We start from the raw sequence: 10,678 nt of genomic DNA, 5'->3' as shown, positions 1-10,678 counted from the left end.
ACTGAACAGACCAGTGCGCACTTCCTCAGCCTCGGCTGCGCAGAAAAGAGTTCAGTGCCCAGTCCAGAGCCTCGGGCATTGAACTCTTTTTCATCGTCCGACACATCACCGGCTACGGCCTGACTCACCTCGCACGGCCCCCCGACGCCAGACGGCCAACAGCGTTGTACTGACGGCGGCATCAGCCCTGTGCACGCGGGTAACGTCTCCTTCTCCCCATGATCGAGGGCCGAGAAGGGAAAGGGTGCGGCATGCGACTGCGGTCTGAGCACTGGGAGGCGCTGCGGGTCCTGGCGGCCGCTGAGCCGGTGGGGCATGGCTGGGCCGGGCCCGCGTGCGGGATCTCCGCGGCGGTCTTTCGCGGCCTGGCCGGACAGGGGTTGTGCGAGATGGCCGGCCGGGAGCTGCTGCCGACCCTCGGGTTCGGCCGCCACATCGGCTGGGCGGCGCGGCTGACCACCGACGGCCACGACGCCCTCATCTACGAAACCAGCCGAAAGGCCACCGCGTCCCGCGATCTTGAACCTCCGGCGGACCCTGCCCTGCGGCTTTTGGCCGTGCCGCCCGCGGACATGGCGGTCTTGCGCCGCTACCTCTCCGTCGCCTCCCAGTTACGTCATCCGCCCGCCGAGGGCCTGGAGGAGGCGGTGACTTCGGCGCGCCAGGGAAGATCGGGGCGTTACGAGATGTGGCTGACGCCGGCACAGGCGGCGTCCGTGGCCCGAGCGTTCTTTCTCGAAGGTGTGGGCGGCGCGATCGCGGCCGCCAACCGTCTTGGCCGCGAGTACGGCATCGTCTACCCGTCCGGGTAAGGGCGCGCCAGAGGCAGGGCGGACGTCAGCCCTGATCGAGTTTCCCCGCCAGCGGGCTCTAACCGTCGGCCGTTTGACGGCTGCGCAGCCGCCGCGCGCTCCGGCCTGCCAGTGCCAATCCTCGCTGTCGTGGCGGTCGTGGCTGTTTTCCGGGAAGTGCTGCAGGACGTCCTCGCACCGGGGGCGGACGGGTGATGTTCCGTGCCCGACTGCGGCGAGCAGCGTTGATCAAGACATGAACCCCTATCGCGCTGTCGCCATTACCGCATTCACCGGAACTGCCCTCGCTCTGGCTCTGTGGTCCGGGATCGGGAGTGCGGCCGCCGCAGACGAGCCGAACGCGGGACCTTCAACGTCTGCCGTGAGCCTGCTGGAGATCCCGGGCCAGCTGCTGAGGCCGTATATGGAGATGATCAAAACCCACCCCTACGGTTCCTGACTGCGCAGGAGGCCGCTGATGGTGTGCTGGCAGGGGCCGAACGGTGCGCCTACACCTCGTTGTAGCCACGCGTCGCGTCGTAGATGTCGGCCTCGATGACCACGACGTAGAAGGCGGTCACGACGTAGTTGACTATCACGTGGTCTTCCCACGCTGAGCGCGTCACCGAGTCGTTTGTGTAAGCAAGGTGACCGGCAGCGCTTTCAGGCTCTGCTGCGATCTTGTCGACAAGACGCAGCAACCTCTTACGATCTTCGGCTGGCAGGTAGTCACGGAACCGCCCGGCCTGCTCAGTGAACTGCACGCGTCTCTTCATCGAGGCGGAACTATAGGAACACGAAGAAGGGTCCTGCCAGGAATATCGGGACGATGGCGTCGTCGCCGCAGACCGGGCGGGATTCGGGTGGATACCTCGACCGGGGCGAGAGAGGCGCTGCCCCGTCATTGGCGTTCCAGTCCGGGCGGCGGCTGTTGGGGGAAGGCGGCGATGTCGGCTTTGAGGGTGCGCCAGGCTGCCCGCTTGCGCTGCTCGGACTCGCCACTGTCGGTCAGCGCCCTCAGAGCTGATATCTGCCGGTCGATGTGTATGGCGCGCAAGGCGTCCGACGGCCTGAGCAGGTCAAGCCGCTGCTCGGCAGCGTTGATCCGCTTGGGGGTGGGCATGGTGCCCCAGCGTGAAAGCGGTGAGGCGGCTGCGTCCCGGGTGTGGAGTACGTCGAGCGTGTCCATGTGAGTCACTTCGCCCCAGTGGTCCATCGCGAGAGGCTGATCGCTCAGGTACCAGGTAACCGGGTCGCCGCCAGCATCCTCTACGGCCTTCCGGTTGTCGCACAGTTCGCGCCACAGCGGCCAGTACAAGACCGAGGGCACCGGGGCGACGGATATCCGCACGATGCTCCGCCCGCTGTTTCGCAACCCGGTCGCTTCCCGGTCACCGTCGGTGAGCCACACGTGCCTGGAAGCGTTGTCCGGGCGGTGTGCTCCCAGCGACGTGGCATCGATGAACCCGGACCTGTGGATCTTCTCCCAGCCCGCGGTGCTGGTGTAGTGGAAAAGGACACTCGACACTGTCATCGCCCCAGTGTGAAGCAGTACGTCCCATTTCCATGTCGCTTTTTCCGCCGCGGTTCTGGAGCCTGTCCGGCCCGCTGTGCCGCCCGCCCTTGCCTGGGGCGGGCGCGTCACAGTGCGGTCCAAGGCCGCGGGTTCCCCCCGGCGGCCAGTGGTATCCAGACGTCACCTGTGGGTCCTGGGTTTTCGAGGTCGTCGAGGATGGCTGCGCCCATGGGTACCTGACGGGCGAGTGTGGCGACGAGGGGGTGTTCTGTCGCCATGGCCTGGAGGTCGGTGATCCGGTTGCCGAGGACGGTGCGGGTGGCTCCGGTCAGGACGACCAGGACGCGGGGGAAGACGGGGTACCAGCGCAGCCATATCGGCCCGGGCACGGGTTGGGGTGTGCGGGGCCGGCCGACCTGTTGTGGTTCGTATGTCCACAGGCGGGCGTATTCGATGAGTTTGGAGGCGAGACGTTCGCTGCTCATGGTCGCCCGGTCGACTTCGACGAACGCGCGGAGCTGGGTGCGCTCATGGTCTGTGGTGAGGGTGTAGTGCATGAGGGCGTCGGCGATGAGGCGTTCGCCGTCGCCGAGGGGGTGGGAGACCTCGGGGGTCCAGTCCCAGGGGCCGTGCTCGTCGCCGCGCCGTCGGGCGTCGGTGAGGAAGGCGAGGTGGGTGCGCAGGACGGTGAGGGTGTGGGGGGTTTTGAGTGAGGCGGCGGTCGCGGTGGTGATGGGGTAGGGGGGCCGGCCGCGCAGGGCGGGGAAGTCGCGGGTGAGGCGGGCGCCTTCGCGCGTGAGGAACCACAGGCGGGACCGGTAGGAGGCGGGCAGCACCGCGTAGTCCACCAGGCCTTCGTCGCGCAGTTTGTTCAGCGGCGCGGAGAGCGTCTGCAGCCGTGCCTCGGGGCGGAGCAGTTCCTGGAGCTGCGTCGTGGTGGCGATGCGGTGCTGGGCGAGCGCAGCCAGGAGCTGATGCGCGAGCGTCTCGACGGGGCTCGGCCGACCTCGAGTGGGTGCGAACTCGGAGGGAGTGCTCACGGCTGGTACCTCTTCTTCTTGTCCGGCCGGGTGTTTGAGCCGGTGGCGGTGGCGTGGTGGGTGAGGAAGCTGATCACACGGGTCAGCTGCTCTTCGGCCCGGTCGGCGAGCTGTGGAAGGGGTGCGGCGCCCGCGGTGGCCTGGGCGGCGCGCTCCAGTGCGGCCACGTCTTGGGGGCGGGCGTAGTCGGCGAAGACGTCGTCGAGGTGGGGGCCGGTGATGCGGACGGGGCCGACGCGGCGGCCGTCTACGGTCAGCGACATGTAGTGCTCGAACCGGTCCAGTGCGGCCACGACCTCCGGGCCGGGGCGGTCGCCCCATTCGGCGGTGATCGGGGTGATGGCGGACTGGGAGCCCGCGGTCGACGCCAGCGTCGAGGCGTTCTGCACCAGCGACTGCTTCACCGGCATGGGGAGGCGGCCGAGCAACTGGGTCATGCCGTGGACGTGGACGCGATATTTGCGGAAGTCCTCGAACATCGCGGCGATGGTCTCGGGGGCCGCGCCGGTCAGGGTGATCAGTTCGTCGAAGTAGGGGCGGAACGGCACCCGCTGGTCTTCGGGGGTGTCGCGGCGCGAGCGGACGGCGCGCAGCAGGTCGCGGGCGAGGAGTGCGGTGATGAGCCGGTCGGTGGGGCCGTTGCCGCCCGGGCACACCCACACGATCATCTTCGTGTCCATGGCGGTGCGGATGTTGTAGACGCCGGCGGGCTGTCCGAGGAAGGCCCGGGTCACCGGGTTCGCGGCGAGGCGGGCGAGCGGGTTGAGGACCACGGCGAACGCGTCGGCGGGCAGCGTGGGGAAAACGGTGTGCCACCACGAACGGGTCTCCTCGTCCAGATGCCCCTCCACGACCGTGAGAGCTGCGGCACGGAAGGCGGAGTCGGTGAGCAGGGAGCGGACATGGAAGATCGTGGCCTGGTCCTCGGGCTTGCCGGCTTGGCAGGCGGCTTCGTTGATGGCCACCAGCACGGCCAGTGCCGCGGTGAGGATCGTCAGGGCCCGTGGGGCGGTGGCGTCGTCCCAGCCCAGCACGGACGCGTACGCGTCGGCGGTCGCCTCGACGACCTCGTGCGCGACCTGTCCCTGGTGCATGCCGATCGGGTTCCAGCAACTGATCTGCGGAGCCCGGCCGTGCGCGTTCAGGTCGATCAGCGCGATCCGCTCCATCAGATGCTCGTGGGCCAAGAACGGCAGCGCGCGCGGCCACGAGTCGCGGTGCGGGTCGACGAACATCAGGCCGCCGCCGGCGTGGGCCCAGCCGATCGCCTGGGCCAGGGCACGCTCCGTTTTTCCGCCTCCCGCTTTGCCGACCCCGACCTCGAACAGGGTCTCTCGCGCGTAGGTGGCGACCAGGCGACGGCGGCCGTCCGGGCCGCGGTAGATGCCCTGCAGCAGCAAGTCGGGATTGCCGTGTTCGAAGGTTGGCAGGTCACTGGCCAGCAGCGGCAGGCGGCAGTGCACGGTGGGAGGTTTGAGCAACCCTGTCAGTTCGTCCAGCTGGACCCAGTTCGCACGCGGCGGCTGGCAGTGTCCCAGATTCCAGCGGCGTTCGAAGGCGCGACGGCTGGGCCAGCGGTCCGCGCCGATCCGCCAGGGTCCCACCCGCAGCCCGCGCATCGCCCACCGCGACCCGCCGCCGAACACATCCAGCGCCGCCTGGAGCTGAGTAATACGGGCCCGGGCCCGGCCCTCGGTGTTGGAGGCGCACATCACCAGCAGCTGCACCCGTACCAGATGGTCGTCGTCGGCGAGTTTGCCCAGCGCGTCGGCGGCATCGATCCGGCGGGGGACCGGCGGCATCACCAGCCGCCGCCCGCCGCCGTTCTTCCCGGCTACCAGCTGCTGCACCTGCCAGGCGAGGGAATCCTCGATGCCCAAGGCGTCCTGGCGTATCCACCGGGCGGCTCGCTGGGCCTCGCGGCGCTCCATGCGGCGGGCCTGCGTCATCAGGTGCAGACGCCGCGCACGCAGCGTCATTTTGGGGGCGCGCTGGATGTCGAGCCGGATCTCGGCCAGATCACCCAGGTCGGCCCGCAGATCGGATACGGCGTCGACCAGCGGCTGTAGCGGGTCGGGGGAGAGGGGGACTTCGCGCAACGGCGCGGTGGGCCTGCCGCGCAGGATGAACTCGGCCCGCACCACATGGGCGCGGTCCGTGTCCGTCAGCGAACCGGCCCGGTGCACTGTCACCCCGGGACCGAACGGCGTGATCGACAAAAGACGTTCACCGCCCGCGGGTCCTTCGATCCGGTAACGCAGGGGGCTGGAGCCGTCGGCCCGTAGCCGGATCTGCACCGTCTTGGAGCGCCGCGGCGCCCACCACGGCATAGAGGTCGAGGCCCGGGCGAGCTGGACACCCCGGCGGAAAATCTCCTCGATACCAGGGTCGAAGTGCCGCGACGGCACGAGCTCCAGCGCCATCCGCTGCGCCGACGCCTTGCGCGCCAGACGGCGCACCACCACCTCGCCCACTGTCGCGACGAGGACGGTGGCTGCGGCCACCACCCACCAATACGTGATCACCCAGCCCACGGCATGCACGACGCCCACCACCGGCCCGAGGAGCGGCGCGGACGCCGCCTCGCCTGCCGGTCCGGTCATGTACGGGGCTGCGGTATCCACGGGGAGCCCTCTTCCTTCAACGGGGTGCGGGTGAAGTGCCAGTCGGTGACGCGGCCCTCGGCGAAGGCGCCGCCACGATCAGCGCCCGCCCACACCAGATGCACTACCGCCCGGTCAGCAGCCCCCTCCCGGCGGGCGATCGCGGCCTGGACGCGCCAGCGCACGGCAGAGAACGCCGGGGCGAGCGCCTGGCCGGAGGCGGGGAAGATGGTGGGCCACTGTGCGCGGCCTACGCCGGTGGCATCCGCCCGCAGCAGCGCGCGGCCGGCGTCGAGCAACACCCGCTCATCAGCGGGGGCAAGGTCGGCTGGCCAGGCCGACTCCAGACTCCGCTGAATCACCGCGTCGCCGCCCAGGCCCTCGCCGCGCGGGGGCAGCGCGGAGACGGAGACGGAGCCGGCACCTGTGGGTGTTGATGCGAGCGGCGTCGTGGCGCCAGACGTGTCGAGGGCCAGTGGGCCCGGCGGAGACACACCGAGCGCCGATGTCGAGCCGGGGGAGGGGCGCTGCCCGGCCGTCGCCGGGGAGTCCTGGGGGTGTGGCGTGCCCAGCAGGGCAACTCCGGCGACGGCCAGCATGATGGTGGTGCTCAGCAACAGCAGACGTGGGGAACGCGGTGTGGTGGTCACAGCAGCCGTGCTCCCCCCGCGTAGCCGGACATGGCGGTGACCGCGTCGAGGCGTACAACGGTCCCGGGCCGGGCCGCGTTGACCATCTGCCCGCCGCCTACATAGATCCCGACGTGGTAAATCGTCGCGTCGCGACCGGGAGCGTAGGCATAGAAGACCAGGTCCCCGGGGCGCAGCGCGATGGTGCCGAGGCTGGCCGGGATCCGCATTCCCACCCCGGCTTGTTCCGCTGCGGTGCGCGGCAGGCGCACCCCGGCCTTGGCGTAGGCGTAGGTCGTCAGTCCCGAGCAGTCGAACCCTTTGATGCTGGTGCCGCTTTTGCCGCTGGGAGTACAGCAGATCCCGTAGGTGGGGCCGCTGGCGTCGCCGCCGCCCCAGGAGTACGCCACCCCTTTCTGGGCGAGGGCGGCGTCGATGACGGTGCGGACCGTGCCGGTCAGGTTGTTCGTCGCCGGGCCGGTGGCGGCCGCGGTGTACTGGTCGATCCAGCCCAGCACCTCGCTGACGTAGGCCTTCGAGTGGTTGTACTGCCAGATCGCCGCTTGGAGCTGTGAACGCTGGGTGAGATCACGGCCGTTCCCGCAGAGGTAGAGGGCGGCGCCGAGGGCGGCATCGTCCGCGTTGTGGGGGTCGGCTAGTCCGTCGTCGTTGGCGTCCTTGCCGGTCGACTCCCAGGTGGAGGGCAGGAACTGAAACGGGCCGACCGCGCGCTCACCGCTTGCGGTGCCGTCCCACTTGCCGCCGTCGGTGTCGGCAACGGTCGTGGTGTTGCCGCCCTGCCCGGAGCCGTTGAGCAAGACCCCATAAATCCGGGGGCGGATATCGCCGTTGGCGGCGATGGTCCGGCCGGCAGCGTGGTTGGACTCGATCTTCGCGATCCCCGCCAGGACGGGCCAGCGCATTCCGCGGCACTTCGGTACGTACGCGCCGACATGCCCGGCAGCGTTCTTGTAGGCGGTCAGCATCCGGGCCGGGATGTCCGCTGCGCTGCCGCCCTCAACGAGGCCACCGTCCTGCGCCCGTGTTCTGAGCGTTACGTAGGCGCTGATCGCGTTCGAAGCCGGGACGGCACAGCACACCGCGACGAACGCCAGCACTGCTGTGAGGCATCCCCACCGCCGGACGCGGTGTCCAGAACGTGTCACTCCTGCTCACCGCCCTTGTTCCGCCGCCGGGCCCGTTGCTGGCGCAGGCGTTCGGCTTCGGGTGCGGTCCGGCGCATCAGTTCTTGCATCCGGGCCCTCGCCTCCTGGCGCGCCTGGTTGCGGGCGCTCCCGCCGCCGGGAAGGACGGCCTGGTGGAGATCGGGGCGAGAGCGGGGCCCAGAACTGTTCGGGCGCGACGGCTGTGCCGGGGGCCGTGCGGTTGTGGCCGGGGCGCCCGTTGCTTGGTTGGTCCGTCCGGCGGGGGCCGGACGCCCCGGGGGAGTGCCGGTGGATGCTGGCCGCGCCGGGGTTACCGGGCGGGAGGTGACGGTCGAGGTGCCGGTGGTGGGCAGGCGGCGGCTGGGGAACGGGCCGGGGCCGCCGCGGTCGGTGTTCTCCCGCACGTCATGGGAGGCGTGCCGTGCGGTGTCGTGCCAGGCGCGGCCGTCCTCACGCCAGGTGTTGCCCCACACCCGCACCTGCTGGCGGGCATCCTCGGCGTAGCGCGAGGCAGCGGTGCCGCCCGCGCGGGTCCGGCGGACGTTGGCCGGGAGCCCGACGGTTGCCCCGTACGCGGTCCGCCCGCCACGGTGCAGGATGCGGTAACCGCGGTAGCGCACCAGCCGGTTATGGGCTCGCGTGGAGAGCAGGGTGCGGTCGGTGTGCTGGTCGTGCAGCACCTTGTCGCTGTTGCGGTCGATGATCTGGCCGTCGGCGTCGCGGTAGCGGTCCGGCGGCCCACCCGGGCGGCGCGGACCCGCGCCGCCCGAACCATTGCCCCCGCCACCCGGCGGTCCGCCACCGTTGGTGTCCCCGTCGGCTGTGGGTTTGCGCCACTTGGCCAGTTGCTCCTTGTCCGGCCGTCGTCCGATCAGCAGCCAGTGCCCGCCCCTGACACCGAGCCGCGCACCGAGCCCGCCCACGGCCGCGGCCGCAGTGAGGGGGGCGAGTCCGCGTCCGGCTTCGGCACTGGCATCGGCCAGCATGGCGCCGGTGTCCACCGGCATTCCCGTCCCGTCTGCCAGGGAGCTGAGCGCGCCCAGCAGGCGCTGGCGGGTGCCGAGCATCCCGTACCGGCCGCCGGTGCCGGTGAACAGGCGCAGCCCGCCGCCGTAACCACCCAGCGCCGCAGGGGAGTTCATGGCGAGTGCGGCACCGAGTTCGGAGGTGTCGCCGGGCAGGTGGGTGCCGCCGATCTTGGCGTAGCGCATCCGCATCGCCATCCGCCGCCCGAACGAGCTGATGCCGCCAAGCAGGCGGCGGTGCCCAGCGGCCCCGGCGATGGCCAGGACGTCGATGAGCAGGATCCGCTCCACCATCAGGTCCGGGCCGTTCGTGACGGTGGCATCTACGGCGATCCCGAAGAACGGGATGAACGCACAGATCCCGACCACCGCGACGATCGCGACGCCCCACAAGGACAGCCACTTCCACACCGACTGCCGGGCCGGTCCCGGGAGCATGCCCGCGACGAACGTGATGCCGCCGGCGGCCGCGGCCGCCACGCACACGCCCTGCGTACCCAACAGCACGACCGCACTGGAGAGCAGCATCCCGCAGATGAACAGCGCCGCGACCAGCAGCAGTCCGGCGCCGCCGACCCGCCACCAGGTCGGCCGTTCCGCATAGGCGGCGCAGGCCTTTCCGACAGGCCCCGTCTTCTTGAGGTCGGTGAGGAAGGCAGCGAACTCCTGGTCGTCCTCGCCCAGGACCGGATGCGGTGAATCGAGCAGGTCACCGGCCGCGGTCAGCGACGGCAGGGCGTCCCGGCGGTCGGGTGCCGCGCCGCCTTGTCCGGCCAGGCAGTACTGCTTGGCCGGGCCCTTGATCAGGCTGCACGGCCCGCCCGGCACATCGTCCCTGGTCTTGTAGCCGCCGGTGACCCACTTCAGATGCACCGCATACGCGGCACGGTCGGATGCCTTGCCGGGGTCGAGGATGCGCCCGTACTGCAGCAGCATGAACGGCTTGACGATCAGAGCATTGGTGAGCGAGTCCTGGAGCGGGCGGGCCACCGCCACGGCAACGGTGGGCTCGTGGCCTGGTTGGGCGAGGCAGGCGCGTTCGGCGCTGCCGGTCATGGCATCGCAGGGGCCGCGGCTGGCGAGCTTGCCGCCCCAGTCGTAGGCACTCACGCTCTGCTGGGCGACTTCGGCACCGACCTGCTGGGCCTGCCCCAGCGGCCCGGACTCGGCGAGCAGGGTGTCGGGGCGGATGAGCGCGGAGGCGGCGATCGCCCCGATCAGCAGGGTGAGGAAGATTTCCCCCAAGCCCCGGCCGACCCGGCCGCGCACCAGCATGAAGGCGGCGAAGACAAACGCCCACGCCAGCAATAACCCCTTGAGTCCCAGAGTGTCGACGACGACGTTGTCGTAGGTGTCGGCTGCCTTCTGTGCGGGGCGGGTCAGGATCTTGAGCAGCGGAAAGCGGAAGGCCACCTCGACTGCCCATCCGGCCAGGCCGACCAGCAGCCGGACCAGGGTGAACAGCCCGGACAGGGCGAAGGCGAGGGCCTGGCTCTTGAAGGCGACGATGGAGCCGCCGGAGGCGTTCAGCTCGTACCCGTCGATCGGCACGCCCTCGGACGAGGTGATGTTCAACGGCGCGAGCAGATCCCCCGTCTCACTGGTGCTGGCGGCGTAGACGACCTGGGTGTTCACCACGACGAACACCCCGGTGAGCAGTACAACGAAGCCGAGTGAACGCCAAGTCGCACGGTGAGGACGCACCACCTCAGCTCCGCCCGTGCCGAGGCAGGCACCCCACCCGCCACACCACCAGGCAGACCACACCCGCCCCAGCTGCCCCAGCTGGGCCCAACGGTTCGAAGGCCGCGCCGACGTTCACAGGGCAGGGGGCTGTCTGGACCGGCTGCGGGGCGGGGTCGAAGGCTCGCCCCGTGCGGGGCAACCACCCTGGTGCCACACCCCTGG

8 protein-coding genes are annotated in these 10,678 nt (G+C 70.4%); 1 reads left to right on the top strand and 7 read right to left on the bottom strand.

Annotation, left to right across the window (positions count from 1 at the left end; genetic code table 11):
- Window positions 1-251 precede the first annotated feature (251 nt).
- Window positions 252-812 (top strand): DUF6417 family protein, encoded by a 561-nt coding sequence (locus IE252_RS41220; protein WP_190094657.1) that lies wholly within the window; start codon window positions 252-254, stop codon window positions 810-812.
- A 488-nt stretch (window positions 813-1,300) separates the two neighbouring features.
- On the opposite strand, the gene IE252_RS41215 is transcribed toward IE252_RS41220, so the two are convergent.
- From IE252_RS41215 to IE252_RS41185, 7 genes are all read right to left on the bottom strand, one after another.
- Window positions 1,301-1,555: a hypothetical protein gene (locus tag IE252_RS41215; RefSeq protein WP_190094656.1), complete on the bottom strand. Its 255-nt coding sequence runs from the start codon at window positions 1,553-1,555 to the stop codon at window positions 1,301-1,303.
- A gap of 137 nt (window positions 1,556-1,692) precedes the next feature.
- A complete protein-coding gene (locus IE252_RS41210) occupies window positions 1,693-2,325 on the bottom strand; it encodes a hypothetical protein (protein WP_190094655.1) in 633 nt (210 codons plus the stop codon).
- A 107-nt stretch (window positions 2,326-2,432) separates the two neighbouring features.
- Window positions 2,433-3,347: a replication-relaxation family protein gene (locus IE252_RS41205; protein ID WP_190094654.1), complete on the bottom strand. Its 915-nt coding sequence runs from the start codon at window positions 3,345-3,347 to the stop codon at window positions 2,433-2,435.
- On the bottom strand, window positions 3,344-5,971 hold the full coding sequence (locus tag IE252_RS41200; RefSeq protein ID WP_190094653.1) for an ATP/GTP-binding protein: 2,628 nt from the start codon (window positions 5,969-5,971) through the stop codon (window positions 3,344-3,346). The genes IE252_RS41205 and IE252_RS41200 overlap by 4 nt, the downstream gene beginning before the upstream one ends.
- Entirely contained in the window at window positions 5,947-6,600 is a 654-nt protein-coding gene (locus IE252_RS41195) for a hypothetical protein (RefSeq protein WP_190094652.1), read from the bottom strand. Before IE252_RS41195 ends, IE252_RS41200 begins: the two co-directional genes overlap by 25 nt.
- Window positions 6,597-7,697 carry a C40 family peptidase gene (locus IE252_RS41190; protein ID WP_229849137.1) on the bottom strand — a complete coding sequence of 367 codons (1,101 nt, stop codon included), beginning with the start codon at window positions 7,695-7,697 and terminating at the stop codon, window positions 6,597-6,599. Before IE252_RS41190 ends, IE252_RS41195 begins: the two co-directional genes overlap by 4 nt.
- A gap of 44 nt (window positions 7,698-7,741) precedes the next feature.
- Window positions 7,742-10,408 (bottom strand): hypothetical protein, encoded by a 2,667-nt coding sequence (locus IE252_RS41185; protein ID WP_308434610.1) that lies wholly within the window; start codon window positions 10,406-10,408, stop codon window positions 7,742-7,744.
- Window positions 10,409-10,678 lie beyond the last annotated feature (270 nt).

The organism is Streptomyces melanogenes, from assembly GCF_014649795.1.
GTDB classification, from domain to species: Bacteria; Actinomycetota; Actinomycetes; order Streptomycetales; family Streptomycetaceae; genus Streptomyces; species Streptomyces noboritoensis.
The sequence above is the reverse complement of the archived record's forward strand: the minus strand, read 5'-3'. Positions and strand labels throughout refer to the sequence as shown.

Bases quoted from the DNA above. Each gene is read 5' to 3' on its own strand.
- IE252_RS41220 (WP_190094657.1), top strand. From the start codon at position 252: ATGCGACTGCGGTCTGAGCACTGGGAGGCGCTGCGGGTCCTGGCGGCC.
- IE252_RS41210 (WP_190094655.1), bottom strand. From the start codon at position 2,325: ATGACAGTGTCGAGTGTCCTTTTCCACTACACCAGCACCGCGGGCTGG.